This is a genomic window from Gluconobacter sp. DsW_058, from assembly GCF_002153615.1.
Taxonomy (GTDB): domain Bacteria; phylum Pseudomonadota; class Alphaproteobacteria; order Acetobacterales; family Acetobacteraceae; genus Gluconobacter; species Gluconobacter cerinus.
On sequence record NZ_JOPH01000004.1, the window covers coordinates 63,415 to 80,125 of the forward strand.

The following is a 16,711-nucleotide window of genomic DNA, read 5'->3' on the forward strand; positions in this document are numbered from 1 at the left end:
TCCCATTATTCGGGACGTTCGCAGGGCGCACGCCGCCCTCAGCCGATGCTCGCGGTAGAAAAGTGCGAAGATGCACGTTCCTTCCACCCGAGCAATCGGGCAAGTGCTGCGTTCTCTCTCATCCGGACTATGACCGTCGGCTCCGGAGTCTCACCGGATCTGCTTGACCCTTCCTATCCATGGATAAGAAGGCGCTCGCGGGCTTAGGAGGGACCGAAATCCCTTCAATACCGCCGGTGGGGAGTTTCACCCCGCCCCGAGAACGTCTGTTCAGTCAGGAATATGAGACCGGGAAATCACAGATTACAAGTGGAATCGAACACAAAGAGACGTGAAAACTGCTTATGTGTCATATTTCGTGATCTTGTAGGTTTTCTTAAGCCCCACAGAAAAAGCCGCCAGAGAGAACTCTGACGGCTTTTTTTACTGTTCTCTTTGAGTGAGAGACAGCAATCAGTGCGTGGAAGCATCCGTATGACGCTGAATGGCATCCTGCGTTGCGTTCGCACCGCGAGACACATTGTGGCCCACGGAGCTGACGTCCTGACCAGCACCCCGAACAGTGTTGCAGGCCGAGAGAGAAACGGCGGCACCAGACAGTAGCGTCAGGGAAAGTGCAACACGGGCGACGGACTTGATGGACATTGGGTATAACTCCTTGAAGAAGCGTTCGATATCGAAACGCTATTCGCGGAGGAAAGTTCATCCGCGAGAAGACGTTTGTATGGCCCGATTGTTTCAAAATGAAACAGCGCTCGACCGCATCTTTCCAGCATCTCGTTTCGGTTAGCCCAAGGTGAAATCCGCCAGTTCATCTGCGAGTTTCTCCGGGTCAGGGATACGGTAGTTCATTTGGAAACCACCTCCAGCCCCGACAGGCTCCAGGCCAGAACTATCGTACAGATAGCGGGCATGATTGTTGTTCGCCTTATCGACCAGACACTGGTTCGCCCACATATCCGGGCTATGTGCCAGCGTCACAACCCTTCGCTGTGGGAAAAAGATGCTCGTATGAAGACAGGCATCATTATAACCAATCACGAGGGGATTTGAGGCCCAGAGCTTGAGCTGATCCCGGAAAGTCATTTGGCTGGGATAAACAGTCCCTATTCCTTTTGCTCTCAATGCCGCCGTTAGAACGGACTCATTTTCTACCCTGACGTTGCCCTGAGAGAGCTTCTCCTGTGAGAAAAAGAGAACGCGTCCCGGGTGATCCTGCGCACCTTCGGGTAAAATCTTTCGCCCGATGCTGTGAGCAAGATCTGCGAAGACATCATGAACGAGTGACAGCTCTTCAAATGCAGCCGCTGCAACCGTGATCCGTGGAAAGCGCGCAGGTGACAGAACCTGCATGAAGTGATCTTCAGTCAGATCAAGCGCCGTCACGATCGTCCGAAAATAGCTTTGTGCCATCAGTTGAGCGAGAGGCTGCGGGCTGCTGAAAACGAGCTTCAGCCGTGAGCGCGCATAGGGAGGAAGACTCCACAGGCGGGACAATACGTTGGCAAAAAAATAGAGGTAGGACGGATTAATGTTTCCAAGGAACAAATAATCGAACTTGTCGCTCAAAACTGGGCAATCCGGGAGGTCAGGGTAATCCCGGGAGCAGAGAGGTGTGTGGAGTGAGCCCGCGCCCGTATAGAGCATCGCCTCAGGAACGCTTCGGCCCGAAGGTTCGAAAAGTCCCCACTGCGGGGCCGTCCCGGGCGGCACAAAGACAGCATTCCTGACGTCCCGCTGGCTTGGGAGATCCTGAATCAGAAGTCTCCGGCCAACGAAACCCGTACAGTCTTTCAGGGCCATATTCCGACCTTTCCTGAAGCTTGAAGCAGCCTCCAGCAGGCCGCGCAGACAGTTCTTGAATGTGTTTCGCTTGCATCGGTCAGCACATCAAGCCCAACTTCCGTGCAAAGAATGGCTCAGAACTGATGACAGCAGGGGGGTGCGCTGTTAGAAAGCGCGCAATTCTCCCCCTGACGGATACCAGACGAGGCCGTTTCATGAAGATCGTTGCCTGCAACAGTAATCTGCCGCTGGCTCGTGCGGTGGCGAGTGAACTACGGCTGCCCGTGTGCAAAACCGTGGTCAAGCGCTTCGCGGATGGCGAAGTCTTTGTCGAAATTCAGGAGAACGTCCGCGGTGAGGACGTTTTCGTGGTGCAGAGCACCTGCATGCCGACAAACGATCACCTGATGGAACTGCTGGTGATGCTGGACGCGCTGCGTCGTGGATCTGCCCGCCGGGTGACGGCTGTCATGCCGTATTTCGGATATGCCCGTCAGGATCGTAAATCCGGCCCGCGGACACCGATCAGCGCGAAGCTGGTCGCCAACCTTCTGACGGAAGCGGGCGCCAACCGTATCCTGACGATGGATCTGCACGCCATGCAGATCCAGGGGTTCTTCGATATTCCGACGGACAACCTGTACGCGGCTCCGCTCTTCGTGCGGGACCTCAAAACGCGCCTTCCGGACCGGGAACTCATGATCGTGTCTCCTGATGTTGGCGGTGTTGTCCGCGCACGTCAGCTTGCACAGCGTCTGAACGTTGACCTGGCCATCATCGACAAGCGCCGTGAGCGCGCCGGCGTGTCAGAAGTCATGAACGTGATCGGCGATGTCTCAGGACGGTATTGTGTGCTGGTAGACGACATTGTGGACAGTGGTGGATCGCTCTGTAACGCGGCCAATGCTCTCATGAGCCGGGGCGCAGAAGGCGTGGAAGCTTATGTCACTCACGGCGTTCTGACTGGTAATGCCTGCGAGCGCGTGAAAAACAGTCCCTTGAACATGCTGACCCTGACGGACAGCATCCCTGCTACCCAGGCGCTGCTCGATACGCCAAACATTCGCCAGATTACGACTGCTAATCTTCTGGCTCGCGCCATGAGCGCTGTTGCAGACGAAAGCTCGGTTTCCTCTCTCTTCGACTAAGCTTTCCCATCTCTGGAGGTTTCATCCATGCCGAAGATCCTGACCAAGCCTTACTGGTATCTCCGGCACGGTGAAACGGATTGGAACCTCAGAGGTCTCTCCCAGGGCCGAACAGACATCCCCCTGAATTCTACGGGGCTCGCACAGGCCGTCCGAGCAGGACAGATTTTCGCGGATATGTTCCGGAAGGGAGAAAATCCCTTCGATCGGATTATCGCGTCTCCCTTATCTCGCGCTCTTATCACGGCGGAACACACGCGCGATGCCATTCGAGACAGTGGAGGCCCTGACCTTCCTTTGATTATCGATCCGGAGCTCAAGGAAGTCTGCTTCGGAGTGCAGGAAGGGCAGCCCATGGGGGAATGGTACGATCCATGGATCGAAGACGGCTATACGCCCGAAGGCGCTGAAAGCTTCGCTACACTCCAGGCACGCGCTGTAGGGGCTGTTAACCGAGCGCTGCAAGCTGACGGAACCCCTCTCTTTGTCGCGCATGGCGCATTGTTCCGAAGCCTTCGCGCAGGAATGAGTCTGCCAGTCAATGTCCGTTTGCCAAATGCCGTTCCTCTGCATCTGACACCAGAGGTCACAGGATGGACAATCCGCGCATGTCTGCCGGAAATAGCTCAATAGTCTTTCTGCGGATCTGACGCGGGCAAGGTTATTGCCCCTTGTGCAGAGGCGCAGGGACAATTAGGGCAGGAAGGACTTTGATTTACAAATCGGAACCTTTCTTATGATGCGTATGCGCTTTCTGGTGGCATTGACTGCATTCAGCAGCCTGGTTGCCCCAGCCTTTGCCCAGCCTCAGCCAGAGCCGCTCCCTCTGCCTGCCGCCATCCCAGACCCGCAGGACAAGCCCTTTCCCGGCGCTCTGACGGTTGCTGTTGATGCGACAGACACGGCCCATCACGTCATGTCCATCCATGAAACGGTTCCCGTTCCGAAAGAGGCTGTAGAGAAAGGCGAACTGATCCTGCTGTATCCCATGTGGATTCCGGGCGATCATTCCCCGACAGGCGTCATTGAGCAGCTTGCCAGCCTGAAAATCCAATCAGGTGGCAAGACGATTCCCTGGAAGCGCGACACGGTCAATATCGCTGCGTTTCATATTCCCGTTTCCGCTACGACCCCCACGCTCGACGTTCATTTCCAGCTTCTGTCTCCGGTTACGCCGGGTCAGGGCCGTGTCGTCATGACGCCATCCATCGTCAATGTTCAGTGGGATCAGGTTTCTCTATATCCGGCTGGGTATTTCACGCGGGATATTACGGTCAAACCAAGCGTTCTGGTGCCGCATGGATGGCAGATTGGCTCCGCTCTGCGCGCCTCTGCCTATGGCGATGACACCCACTTCAATGCAACGACTTATAATACGCTGGTCGACTCCCCGATTTATGCGGGTCGGTATTTCCGTAAGTTTGATCTGACCGGGCCGGACCATGTGCCTGTCGCGCTTAATGTTGTTGCAGACGATGCAGACTCCCTGAATGCAACGCCGCAGCAGATTGAAGCCCATAAGAACCTCGTCAAACAGGCTACGGCTCTTTTCGGCTCCCATCATTATGACCATTACGACTTCCTGCTCGCCCTGACGGAAGAGCTGGGCATGATCGGGCTGGAGCATCATCAATCCAGCGAGAATGCAGCTGCTCCAGGTTATTTCACGGAATGGGACAAGACGTTCCCTGAACGTGATCTGCTCGCGCATGAGTACACGCACTCTTGGAACGGAAAGTATCGTCGCCCGGCTGATATGTGGGCTCCAAACTTCAATGTTCCACAACGCGGCTCCCTGCTCTGGGTGTATGAAGGCCAGACCCAGTATTGGGGAAATGTTCTTGCAGCCCGTTCAGGGCTTGTAACGAAGGATCAGGGCTTCGAGGCGCTAGCCTATATGGCAGCGACCTACGAAAACCAGACAGGCCGTCTGTGGCGCCCGCTGGAAGACACCACCAATGACCCCGTTATTGCTCAGCGTGCTCCACTGTCATGGCGCGACTGGCAGCGTTCGGAAGACTACTATGTGGAAGGTCAGCTTGTCTGGCTCGACGCAGATACGCTGATCCGCAAGCTTTCCAACGGGCAGAAATCTCTGAACGATTTCGCAAAAGCCTTTTTCGGCACGAATAATGGAAGCTTTATCGTCAGCCCCTATCAGTTCGATGAAGTGGCTTCGACCCTGAACAGTATCCAGCCATATGACTGGGCCAAATTCCTGCATGATCGTCTGGACACCATTCGTCCGCATGCTCCGCTGGATGGCCTGACAAACGGTGGCTACAAGCTTGTCTACACAGACAAACCAACATCCTTCATCAAAGCATCAGAGGCCGTTCGCCATAGTGTGGATCTGACGTTCTCGCTCGGTATGAGTGTCACACGTGATGGCAAAACAGCACGCGTTCACTGGATGAGCCCGGCATACAAGGCCGGCCTGGCATCAGGGGAGACAATCCTGGCTGTCAATGACATGGCCTACACTGGGGATCGTTTGCGTCATGCCATCGCGGATGCGCAGAAAGACCCGAAGCAGCCGATCAGGCTTGTGGTAAAATCTGGCGAGCATATCAGCACGATTTCCATCCCATATCATGATGGCCTGCGTTACCCGCACCTAGACCGTGTGAGTGGCACACCTGACTATCTGGGCGCGATCTACGCTCCCCTTTAAGCTGCCCCGATTTACAGCATGAAAGACCTTTTCAGAGTTCCCAGCGAAGGGGGCTCTGGAAAGGTTGTCCCGTCCTCAGAAAGCTCTGAAGACGGGTGCTGTGAGGCAGGTCAGAGAATATGTTCGCCAAGGATGCCGCGGCTCAAGAAAGAAACTGCCGACTTGGAGACGTCATCAAGCGCTGTAAGAGCATTGATAACCAAACCATCAACTTGCTCTGCGGTTTCGCAGGAACGCTTTAAGTCTTCAAGACTGGTGATACGTCCAAGGTAAACACCTGCATCACGCACAAACTGTGGGCACTCAGCGATGTCCACGAGCTTCAAATTAAAACTTTCCCATGCAAGCGCACGGATTTTACGAATATTATATGTCCCGTCCGGGGCAAAACCTAAATATCTATGGGTTCTTGGATGGGAAATAGAAATGGACCCATCTTCGTTATTCCATACCTTATAAGTCAGAACTTTGGTGACGCGAGAGTCCCCATTGACCCTTAGTTCTTCTCCACTAGACGTGAATACGTGAACATATTCACTTCCTTCACAGTAGATTCCAATTAACGGAATTCCATTTTCAGAATCTGTAGACAGCTTACCGTCGACAGATGTCAGCCTGTAGCCAAAATGGTTTTCAATATGAAAGGCGACAAAAGAGCTTCGACCATCGAAATGTTCGCTCAGTATTTTTCCTGGAGTTGTATGAAATGAAATCCAGTTATGCGCGATTTCATGAGCTTCTGCCTTATAGGCAGGCTGGAACACAGGAACATTAGGGGGTGCAAGGATGCTCTCAAGCTGAGTTATAAAACAGGATGAGGTAGAGCGTAGAACACGTGCAATCGTATGTGTCTGTTGCGAGACAATATGATCCATCCACTTATAAAAATCACGAATGTAATCGCCAGATATAGTGCTCTCGATAGCATTATATTCTGAATTATTCACGACAGTATGAAGCGGGTCGTTCACATCTCTGCGCACGTCTTCCAGATGGCGATCCCGGTTAATATAATGCTCCAGAGACCTGGATTGGTAGTGAATAAGGCGTGCGCCCTTCCACGTCGGAATATTCCGGGTGAAACCACCGCTCGGAGATTCCCACTCAACAGGCAGACCTTCACTGTCTACACTGGTGCCGTGAACATCGACATTATGGACCTGGTAAACCGGCCTCGATAACCGATCAGGACGGAATATAACTTTGGTATGCCGGTTCCAGAAAAGCTCATTACTGCCCGTTCGGGTATAATTCAGAAATGGAACGCCTTCTGGGCGACTAACATACCCGTTTGTGCCAACACAGCACCAATTAAACGCAACGAGCGATGCATCGCCTTGTTCTGACAGATAAGATTTTATATTTTTTCCATACAGATCGAGATATTCGTCTGCATCGAAAAACGCAATCCAGTCAAACTCATGACCATATCGAATGACGGCATCATTATAAGCACGAACCTGACGCACATTATGAATGTCGCGGTTAACGGCGTTTCTCATATAACGAATATCAATTCCGCCCTGCATCGAAAGAATTACTTCTTCCGTTGCATCATCGGAGAAATCGTCATAAATAATTATAGTATCGAAACCTAGCGCCTTATACCACGCTGCCCAATAAATAATTTCTGTTTGTTCATTTTTTACAACCAGACATACTGCAACCTTCATGTCTCATACTCCCACTTAGACAGACGACAGCATGAAGGGTTTCTTACTGTCTCGCCAATTTTAACCCAGGCTTAAGTATTTTCAAGACCTGCAAAATTAATTATTAATAAATGCTCAATTAGTACCAGATCGAGCACCTACCTTAAGCGTTCTGTACGTTAAACCAGGTTTTCAACCTGCGAATTGCCTCTTCAATCAAATCAGTTGAGAGCGCAAAACTGAAACGTATGAAACGGTTCCCATGAACAGGGTCGAAGTCTACACCGGGCGCCGTCGTGACCCCCGTTTCCAGAAGAAGCTTACGACAGAACGACAGACTATCCTCTGTGAGATGTCCAATATCCGCGTAAATATAGAATGCACCGTCCGGTGGTGCGATATGCGTCAAGCCAAGCGCGGGCAAGGCTTCAAGAAGCAGATCGCGGTTTCGCCGATAGGTCTCAATATGGCCATCGAGCTCCCGCCGACAGTCAAAAGCGACCAGTCCTGCATGCTGACTCAGCGCCGAGGGTGTGAGGAAAAGATTTCCCATACGCGCCCGGGCAGCATCTATCTTGTCGGATGGCACAATCAGCCACCCCAGCCGCCACGGAGCCATACTGAAGTATTTTGAAAAGCTGTTGACCACCAGCGCGTGTGAGTCATGTTCCAGAACACTATGGGCGGCCTCCCCGTAGCTCAGACCATGATAAATCTCGTCTGATACAATTCTGATTTCACGGGCCTTACAGACATCAATGATAGCCTGCAATTCACTGTCTGGCAGAATTGTTCCCGTTGGATTGGCAGGACTGGCGATAATAAGACCGTCTGGGGCAGGCTCCAGTTCGGCCATGGCTTTTGCCGTCAACTGGAAGCGCTCAGCTTCTCCGCAAGGCATTTCCACCGGCACCATATGAAGTGTGCGGAGCGTATTGCGGTAAGCAACATAACCCGGTCGCGCGAGCGCAATACGCTGCCCAGGCACAAAACAGCTCGTCAAAGCCAGGACAAGCGCCGGAGAAGCGCCGCAGGTCAGGATTACCTGCTCTGGCTGAACGGCGACGCCGTAGGTCTCCTGGTAATGCCGGGCAATACGCTCCTTGAGGGGCTGGCTTTCCCAGTATCCCATGGGATCTGTCGCCAGAATATGCTGTGCCCGTTCAATGGCTTCCTTTGGCGCACCAGTGGAGGGCTGACCAAATTCCATATGGATGATGCTGCGCCCCTCCGCCGCAAGCTTGTGAGCAAGCGCACTAATGGAGATAGCGTGAAACTGGTCAATGTCCGGAACGGGCATGGGAAACTCGGTACAAAACTTCAGAAGCGGCGGTAAACCAATTCAGGCGTTTCTGCCTGCTCCACCGCCTTCTCGACGATGTCATGAAATGGTGAGCGGCTGCAAACCGGGTCCATGTTGGCGGCATTCCCTGTCAGAGCCAGCGCCTGACAACGACAGCCTCCCCAGTCGATCTCCTTACGGTCACAGGCCCTGCAGGCTTCCGGCATCCACTCCGTTCCACGGAACATGTTGAACAGGTGGGAATTGTTCCAGATCTCGGCCAGTGATTCATCGCGGACGTTCGGGAACGTCACATTTGGGATGATTTCCGCAGCATGGCAGGGAAGAACGCGACCAGATGGAGAGATGTTCACGAACCGCTGCCCCCAGCCGCCCATGCAGGGCTTGGGACGGTCTGCATGATAATCTGGCGTGACGTAGTCAATGGCCAGACCTCCCTTCTCACGCTCGGCTTCTACAGCACGCGTGGACTCTTCGAGCTGTTCTCTGCTGGGAAGCAGCGCATCGCGGTTTTTGAGGCCCCAGCCATAATACTGGGTATGAGCAATTTCGACGCGGCCAGCCCCAAGCTGACGTGCCAACTCAAACATTTGCGGAATGCGCGCGACATTTTCCCGGTGGACAACAAAGTTCAATGTCATGGGAATCCCGGACGTCTGAATCAGCCGGGCGGCTTTAAGCTTGCGAGGCTGCGCGCCTTTCAGGCCGCCAATGCGTTCGGCGCCCTCTTCCGTCACATCCTGGAAAGAAAGCTGGATATGATCCAGGCCGGCCTTATCCAGCGCATCAAGTTTGGCTTCATCCAGCAGGACGCCGGACGTAATGAGGTTTGTATAAAGATTCAGCTTGCGCGCCAGCGTCACCAGTTCGACCAGATCTGGCCGGGCCATTGGCTCACCGCCCGAGAAGTGAACCTGCAGGACGCCCATCTCCGCCGCCTGCTCAAGCACCCGCCTCCATCCAGCCGTATCCAGCTCTGCCGCCTTGCGTTCCAGATCCAGCGGATTGGAGCAATAGGGGCAGGCAAGCGGACAACGATGGGTCAGTTCAGCCAGAAGGCTCATCGGTGGCTGGGGCAAGGTCATGCGCGCAGAACGCCCTTTTCCGTCAGATCAGAAAGAAGCGCGAGAACATCCGCGGAGATGACCTCGCGCGGGGCGGAGAACTGCTCTGTCAGCTTCTCTACAATAGAGCCAACAGCCAGCTCTCCGTCCACAAGACCCAGGATATGTGGGGCGGCGCCTTCGATAATGAAAGCCTTTTCGGGAGCCTGGACAAGCCAGACATCCCGAACACGGTCATGTTGCAACCGATGACCACGCGCAAAGGACAGGACGGTCTCTTCCGTCACACTCATGGGACGAAAGCGCCCGGCGGGATATGCCCTTCAACATACGCGTAATCCAACGCATCCAGCATGGACCACAGAACGGAGCACTTGAACTCCAGAGCACCCAGAACTTCGCGCTGTTGTTCCGGTGTACGGGCATTCTCCCGCACGTAGGCCAGCGCAAAGTCAGAATCCCGAGGAGCCTGCGTCAGACGAGGTGTGAAATAGGCCAGCGTTTCTTCAGAAATGAAGTCGTAGTGCCGCAGCATCCCTGAGACACGTTCGCTGATGATCGTCGGGGAGAACAGCTCGGTCAGGGAGGATGCGATAGCTGCCAGAATGGACTGATCACGCACGAAATTCACATATGCATCCACGGCAAAGCGCGTCGCGGGCAACAGGCCATCCGTGCTCTCCACGTAGTCCCGATCAAGACCCAGACCATCCGTGAGTACGAGCCACCGGGCGACACCGCCAGTTCCCGGCTCCGTACCATCATGATCCTCGATGCGGCGACGCCATTCGCGTCGCAGCTCGGCGGTCGGGAGGCGAGCAAGGAGCGTGGCGTCCTTGGCCGGGATCTTCGCCTGATAATAGTAACGGTTCAGGGCCCAGGCCTGCACCTGCTGCTTCGTCAGAAGCCCGTCATGCAGCTTGCGGTGAAACGGATGACGGTTGTGATAGCGCTCAGCACCAATCTGGCGGAGGCGAGCTTCGAGCTGGTCAGGGGTCAGGAGTGTCATGGTGTTTCCAGTCTGAAAGTCATGCCGTCTTCGGACACGGTCCACCCCGCGTTCTCGACGTCTTTGCGTTCCGGACTGTCTTCCATCAGAACCGGGTTCGAGTTGTTGATGTGAATCAAGACTTTACGCGGTTTTGAGCAGGACGCGAAGCACTCCACCGGCCCACCACTATCCCGGACAGAGACGTGCCCCATACGCTGACCTGTCTTGGGGCTCAGTCCCGCACGGATCATTTCATCATCGCGCCACAAAGTACCGTCAAAAAATAGCAGATCCGCTTGAGAGGCACGTTCAATGATTTCTGGTGTGATGTGGGCGCAGCCGGGGATGAACAGAACCGTCTGCGTCCCATCCGTGATCGACACACCCAAAGTTTCATCAGGCCGCGACCCTTCAGCTTCAGCGTAAAGCGGAGCCTTACCCGGCACAGCAAAGGCTGTGAGCGTCAGGCCTGACAGGCTGCCATCCTTCAGCTTCAAAGCTATAGGCACATCAAGCGTCAGAGGAACGCGCGGGACAATTGCAGGATCGAGCGCACCGAAGATCGGATTGGCCGCCAGTTGCTCCAGTGTGGAGTCACTCCCCATGAGCGTGAAAGGCTCACGTTCCCGCAGGGTCAGCAGACCCGTAATGGCGTCGATTTCACCACAGGTTAGAATGACGCTCTGGATCGGCGTCCCGCGCAGACTACCCTGATGGTGAAGGGCCGGAGTCTCGATAATCTGCTGCCGGAGATCAGGGGAAGCGTTGAGAACAAACCAGTGTTCTCCATCAGCACTCACAGCAATGGAGGCCTGAGTGCGAGGGCGTGCGCCCTGTCGCGTGCGGGCGGCTACACAACCCGGCGCTGCGGAGTTCCATTGGGGGAAACCACCGCCGGCCGCGGCGCCGAGCACGATGACATCAATCATTTTTCAGAAAACCGTCTGGGAAGCATGAACAGAAAACGGCCGCCCCTGTGGGAGGCGGCCGCCATTTTTCCCCGAAAGGGAAAAGATGATTACTTCTTCTCGCCGCAGACGTACGAGTTGATTTCTGCGCCTAGCGGAATTTCGGTAACTTTCGGCGTGTTCCAAGCCATGGCTGTTCTCCTAGCTCCAGGTTCGCCAGCAGGGCAGACCCCTACCAGCTCTGATCATTATTTAGTTACCTCTTCCCACTGGAGTTCAAGAGGGTTTTTGGGCAGAACACGCAACTGTGTCCTCTGTCAGGGCTTTTACCCTGATGTCACCCCTCCCCGCTTTAGGCGTCAAACATGTCCGGCTGTCCGACAGAGCCTTCCGCAGTTTCCAGCCAGAAAGGCTCTCTTCCGCCGGAAGAGGATACATCCGGCCCAAGTCGACCCAGTCAGCGGGCAGGAGATGAGCTGCCAGATCCGACGCTCGACCGTAACATATTACGTCAGCACCTGAACGTCAGGGACATCTGCGTCCTGATCCTGACGATTCTGGCCGTGTTTTACTCGCTGTATTTCACCGCTCCCATCCTTTTGCCCTTTGTGTTCGCGCTGGTCGTCAACCTGATGATGATCTCGCCAATGCGTTTTCTTCGGCAAAAACTGCATCTGCCCAAACATCTGGCTGCGCTGTTGCTCATCGTTGCCATGTTCGGTGTGGTTGGCGGAATTGCGACAACAATTTCTGTCCCTGCGGCAGGATGGATTTCCCGTGCTCCACAGACACTGCCTGCTCTTCAAAGCAAACTGGCCGTTATGCGCGGGCCGATTGAAGTCATGGAACGGGATTACATGCGGCTGTCAGGCATGTTCGGCGGCTACAAACCCTCTAGCTCGCATGCTGTAGCGGCGCCAATCGGCGGGGAGAATACCCTGAGCCACCTTGGGACGTCCGTTCTCGCAAGCACCAGAGAAATTGCAGGTGGCTTCTTCTCCATGCTGTTGATGCTCTTCTTCCTCATGACGGAAGGAGACACACTGCTGCGTCGGATTGTGGAAATCATGCCCACATTCCGAAAAAAGCGCCGCCTGGTTCAGATCACGACCCAGATTGAACGGAATGTCTCGCTTTACCTCGCAACCATCACGATGATGAACCTGCTGGTAGGGCTTGCGAACATGATCCAGTGCTGGGCAACGGGCATGCCCAATCCCCTGCTCTGGGGGGTTCTGGCTTTTCTACTCAACTACATCCCGATCATCGGCCCCCTGACCGGAATGGTGGTTTATTTCGTTGTGGGGCTCTTTACCTTCCCGTCCCTGCTTTATGCGCTGGTTCCACCTTCCATCTACCTGCTGATTCATGTGCTGGAAGGAGAAACCATCACCCCCATGCTCCTGGCCCGACGCTTCACGCTGAACCCGGTTTTCGTCATGGGGTCTCTTTTGTTCTGGGACTGGATGTGGGGCATTTCCGGTGCTTTCCTGTCTGTCCCGATGCTCGCCGTTTTTAAGATCATCTGTGACCATATCGAGGTTCTAGCCCCTCTCGGCCATATCCTTGGCGGATCCCGCAGACGGTCTCTCAGCAGCGCAATAACAGCACAGCTTCAGTCGGAAACCTGATGAACATCTGGTCAGACAAGGGGTTTTCAGGCTAGAGGCAGCGACATTGTCCTGCCTCAGGAAACATCAAGGAGACCCTCATGATCCAACAGCCCCGACGCGGTGTCTGCCTGGTGATTTCAGCCCCCTCCGGTGCGGGTAAATCCACGATTGCAAACGCTCTGCGTGCGTCAGAGCCATCGTTGAAGCACTCTGTTTCCGTGACGACCCGTGGGCCCCGCCCTGGTGAAGTTGAAGGTGTTCATTATCACTTCCGGGATATCGAGGCCTTTCGCACGATGGCAGAGGCCGGCGAGCTTCTGGAGTGGGCAGAAGTTTTCGGCCGTGGCTATGGCACTCCGCGTGCGCCTGTTGAAGAAGCGTTGGAAGCCGGTCATGACATGGTCTTTGACATTGACTGGCAGGGCCATCGCCAACTGAGAGCCGCCCTCCCCGCGGACGTAGTGAGCCTGTTTGTTCTGCCACCGTCCCTCGAAGAGCTGGAACGCAGGCTTCACAAACGGGCCTCTGATGATCCCGCAGAGATTGCAAAGCGCATGAAAGCGGCGCTGGATGAAATCTCTCACTGGGCGGAATTCGATCATACGATCATTAATTCTGAACTGGACACAGCTATTTCTCAGGCCAGATCAGTCCTGACGGCTGCTCGGTTGGCAACCAGACGGCAGAGAAATCTCTCCAATATTGTAGCGGCTTTCAACAAGACCGCCTGACATCTTCAAAAACTGAGTTTCCGGAAGGCCGCAATTTCCTGATTGCCGCCTTCATTTCTTTTCCAGAATAACAAAACATTTCGGTATCAGAATTTGCGTAGCCAGACGTAACGAGTTCGTTATGAATAATGACAGCAGCATTGGTGCTGCAGAAGGCCGTAGCTTATTGGGAGTCGACGGTATGTCATCAAGGCGTCTTTTGTTCCTCGCAACCACGTCTCTCCTGGCGTCCTCTGTTGAAACCCATGCTTTGGCCGCAACACCAACGGCAGCAACGGATACTCATCACAAGGTAGTACATCACCATACACCTGCGCAGGCAGCGACCACACCCACGACCGTAAAGCGTCAGGCTGTGCAGCATCGCGCTGCTGAAGGTGGCAATGAGAGCATGATTGTTACGGGCACACACGCCAGTAACAAAAGGGCTCGTGACAGCTCAAGCCCGGTAACAGTCGTGTCCGCCGCAACATTGCGACGGTCCGGCCAGATGAATCTGGCAGATGCCCTGACCCGCACCTATGCTTCGATCAACGTCTCTGCAAAAGGGAGTGATACCGCCGCTCTCACGTCCTCAATCCGGATGCGTGGCCTGAACCCGAACCAGGTGCTGATCCTGATTGATGGCAAGCGCCGCCACGTCACGGCCAACATTGTTCAGAACGCCGGGCCGCAGTTCGGTTCAACGCCAGTCGATCTGAACATGATCCCGGCGAACATGATCGACCACATCGAAGTTCTGGAAGATGGCGCAGCAGCCATGTATGGCTCGGATGCGATTGCCGGTGTGGTGAACATCATCACCAAAAAGCAGAATCACGGCCTGAACATGTCAGCCCAGACCGGCGCGAACGCCTACAATGGCGACGGCTGGCAGTACCAGCTCAATGCTGATGGCGGCCTGAAACTTGGACATGATGGCTATATGCACATCAGCGGACAGGTTTATCACACGGATCACTTTGTCGCTGGCGCGAATGACCATCGCCTTCTTGGAAGCTGGCCCACTGGCGCGAACACCAATGGCTACTACACGGGTGTTGTTGCCAACGCTGTAAACGTGCCGAAAAACTCCAACAAAATCATGAGCACCCCCGAAGAAACCCGCGAAAATCTGGGAATTGATTTCGGGAAGCCGATTACTGAAAAAATCGACTTGTATGGGCAGGTGACCTACGCCCATCGTCATGCCGAAGCCATTCAGAACTACCGCGTTCCCAGCATTGCCCCGACGCTTTATCCCTCCGGTTTCTCTCCCCTCGAAGTCATTGATGAAGACGATTACGCCGGTGAACTCGGCCTCAAAGGGCATGATTTCTATGGCTTCGACTGGGATCTGAGCACAGTTTACGGTGCGGATCAGGACAAGATCAGCAACAAGAACACGGCCAACACCGGTATGCTGGGCTCTACCTGCAACAACGGCAACGTCGCCAATTATTCCTCCACCGGGTGTGGCTGGTCTCCCACGACTGTGCGTGCGCTGAACTACCGTAATGCCCAGTGGACCAACAACCTGGATTTCCGCCGGAAGATCAACATCTTCAACACCGTCCCGATGGTTCTTGCCTTTGGAGGTGAACATCGCCTCGAAATGTATGACATCGTCGCTGGTGAACCCGCTTCTTACGAGGTTGGTGGCACGCAGGGTTATGCTGGCCTCCGACCACAGAATGCGGGCTCCTGGAGCCGAAACATCTGGGCCGCCTATATTGATGGCGATTTCCACCCTCTGAAGCACTGGGATCTGGATTTCGCAGGCCGCTTCGAGCATTATACAGATGTTGGCAATGCGCAGAACGGCAAGGTCTCCACACGTTACGACGCAACGCCCTGGCTGGCCTTCCGCGGAACGATCAGCACAGGCTTCCGTGCCCCGACCCTCGCCGAGCAGCACTACAGCACGATGAGTGTGAGCCCGACCAGCGCCAGCGGTCTTCTACCTGTCAGCTCCGCAGCAGCACAGATCCTGGGTGCCAGCCCGCTCAAGCCCGAATATTCCGTAAGCTCCAGTGGTGGCGTCGTCGTAGAACCGGTCAAGGGCTTCCACGTGGAAGCAGACGTCTATCAGATCAATCTGCGCAACCGCATTTCGCAAGGTGGAACCACGAAGGGTCAGGCGGCTGTCGACGCCATTCAGGCCATGGGTTACGCGCTGCCAGTCAACTCCTTCGATATCAGCAACGTCTCAGCCTATTACTTTGCCAACGTTGCCAGCACGCGGACACAGGGCCTGGACATCAAGGCGGACTACACGTTCCACCTGCATCGCTACGGTAATCTCGCTCTCAGCATGGCCCTGGATCTGAACCGTACCCGCATGCATCATGTTGCCAGCGATACAAATGGCAACCCGCTGCTCAATGCGCAGACAATTGGGTACCTCACGACGGGCTACCCGCGGAGCAAGATCATCCTCAACGCGTACTACACGGTTGGGAAATGGGACATCAACGTGCGACAGACGCGTTACGGCGAGACCACCAGCATGATGACCTATCAGGACTGGACGCCAACCTCTGCTACCTGCGCTGCTGCCGGCGGGGCCGCCCTTCGTTACTCCAACACCTGCTTTGGCCAGTTCAAGAACACTCCGCGCTGGCTGACCGATCTTGAAGTCGGCTATCGCTTCAACGAGCACTGGCATGTGGCTGTTGGCGGTAACAACGTCTTCAACGTTCGTCCCCGCAAGCTTCCGGAAGAGCTGAGCTCCTACGGTGCTGCCGTCTATGACTCCAACTCGGCACAGGTGCCGATCAACGGCGGCTACTACTACGGCCGTATCAACGCGACATTCTGAGCCTGCAAAGGGCTGCCAGGGAGAAAACCCTGGCAGCCCTTT

General features: G+C 54.9%; 15 protein-coding genes and 1 riboswitch. Of the genes, 6 read left to right on the plus strand and 9 right to left on the minus strand.

The window, feature by feature from the left end; genetic code table 11:
• Positions 1-106: 106 nt before the first annotated feature.
• Positions 107-268: riboswitch (FMN riboswitch) on the minus strand.
• A 185-nt stretch (positions 269-453) separates the two neighbouring features.
• Together HK24_RS03090 and HK24_RS03095 are read right to left on the minus strand one after the other, a co-directional pair.
• Positions 454-645 carry an entericidin A/B family lipoprotein gene (locus HK24_RS03090; RefSeq protein ID WP_046900458.1) on the minus strand — a complete coding sequence of 64 codons (192 nt, stop codon included), beginning with the start codon at positions 643-645 and terminating at the stop codon, positions 454-456.
• A gap of 141 nt (positions 646-786) precedes the next feature.
• Positions 787-1,803, minus strand: a complete 1,017-nt coding sequence (locus HK24_RS03095; RefSeq protein WP_086633273.1) for a DUF563 domain-containing protein — start codon at positions 1,801-1,803, stop codon at positions 787-789.
• A 197-nt stretch (positions 1,804-2,000) separates the two neighbouring features.
• On the opposite strand from HK24_RS03095, the gene HK24_RS03100 reads away from it, so the two are divergent.
• From HK24_RS03100 to HK24_RS03110, 3 genes are all read left to right on the plus strand, one after another.
• On the plus strand, positions 2,001-2,933 hold the full coding sequence (locus HK24_RS03100; protein WP_046900960.1) for a ribose-phosphate pyrophosphokinase: 933 nt from the start codon (positions 2,001-2,003) through the stop codon (positions 2,931-2,933).
• A 27-nt stretch (positions 2,934-2,960) separates the two neighbouring features.
• Positions 2,961-3,566: a histidine phosphatase family protein gene (locus HK24_RS03105; RefSeq protein WP_086633274.1), complete on the plus strand. Its 606-nt coding sequence runs from the start codon at positions 2,961-2,963 to the stop codon at positions 3,564-3,566.
• A 103-nt stretch (positions 3,567-3,669) separates the two neighbouring features.
• A complete protein-coding gene (locus HK24_RS03110) occupies positions 3,670-5,607 on the plus strand; it encodes a M61 family metallopeptidase (protein ID WP_086633275.1) in 1,938 nt (645 codons plus the stop codon).
• Positions 5,608-5,717: 110 nt separating this feature from the next.
• Here the strand turns inward: HK24_RS03110 and HK24_RS03115 are convergent, their stop codons facing one another.
• The 7 genes from HK24_RS03115 to pqqA all read right to left on the minus strand — a co-directional run bounded on the left by HK24_RS03115 (position 5,718) and on the right by pqqA (position 11,716).
• Entirely contained in the window at positions 5,718-7,280 is a 1,563-nt protein-coding gene (locus tag HK24_RS03115; protein WP_086633276.1) for a glycosyltransferase family 2 protein, read from the minus strand.
• Positions 7,281-7,422: 142 nt separating this feature from the next.
• Complete coding sequence (locus HK24_RS03120) at positions 7,423-8,559, minus strand: pyridoxal phosphate-dependent aminotransferase (RefSeq protein ID WP_086633277.1); 1,137 nt, start codon at positions 8,557-8,559, stop codon at positions 7,423-7,425.
• Positions 8,560-8,579: 20 nt separating this feature from the next.
• On the minus strand, positions 8,580-9,647 hold the full coding sequence (pqqE, locus tag HK24_RS03125; protein WP_086633278.1) for a pyrroloquinoline quinone biosynthesis protein PqqE: 1,068 nt from the start codon (positions 9,645-9,647) through the stop codon (positions 8,580-8,582).
• Positions 9,644-9,919, minus strand: coding sequence for a pyrroloquinoline quinone biosynthesis peptide chaperone PqqD (gene pqqD / locus HK24_RS03130; RefSeq protein WP_046900451.1), 276 nt, complete (start codon positions 9,917-9,919; stop codon positions 9,644-9,646). The genes pqqE and pqqD overlap by 4 nt, the downstream gene beginning before the upstream one ends.
• A complete protein-coding gene (gene pqqC, locus HK24_RS03135; RefSeq protein ID WP_064275209.1) occupies positions 9,916-10,635 on the minus strand; it encodes a pyrroloquinoline-quinone synthase PqqC in 720 nt (239 codons plus the stop codon). Before pqqC ends, pqqD begins: the two co-directional genes overlap by 4 nt.
• Positions 10,632-11,546: a pyrroloquinoline quinone biosynthesis protein PqqB gene (pqqB, locus tag HK24_RS03140; protein ID WP_086633279.1), complete on the minus strand. Its 915-nt coding sequence runs from the start codon at positions 11,544-11,546 to the stop codon at positions 10,632-10,634. The genes pqqC and pqqB overlap by 4 nt, the downstream gene beginning before the upstream one ends.
• A gap of 89 nt (positions 11,547-11,635) precedes the next feature.
• Complete coding sequence (pqqA, locus tag HK24_RS03145; RefSeq protein ID WP_010502998.1) at positions 11,636-11,716, minus strand: pyrroloquinoline quinone precursor peptide PqqA; 81 nt, start codon at positions 11,714-11,716, stop codon at positions 11,636-11,638.
• A gap of 174 nt (positions 11,717-11,890) precedes the next feature.
• On the opposite strand from pqqA, the gene HK24_RS03150 reads away from it, so the two are divergent.
• The 3 genes from HK24_RS03150 (at position 11,891) to HK24_RS03160 (ending at position 16,669) form a co-directional block, all read left to right on the plus strand.
• The gene (locus HK24_RS03150) at positions 11,891-13,156 is read left to right on the plus strand and encodes an AI-2E family transporter (protein WP_086633280.1); all 1,266 of its coding nucleotides are present in this window, start codon (positions 11,891-11,893) and stop codon (positions 13,154-13,156) included.
• A gap of 80 nt (positions 13,157-13,236) precedes the next feature.
• Positions 13,237-13,869, plus strand: a complete 633-nt coding sequence (gene gmk / locus HK24_RS03155; protein WP_086633281.1) for a guanylate kinase — start codon at positions 13,237-13,239, stop codon at positions 13,867-13,869.
• Between the two features lie 181 nt (positions 13,870-14,050).
• Positions 14,051-16,669, plus strand: coding sequence for a TonB-dependent siderophore receptor (locus HK24_RS03160; RefSeq protein ID WP_086633320.1), 2,619 nt, complete (start codon positions 14,051-14,053; stop codon positions 16,667-16,669).
• Positions 16,670-16,711: the final 42 nt, after the last annotated feature.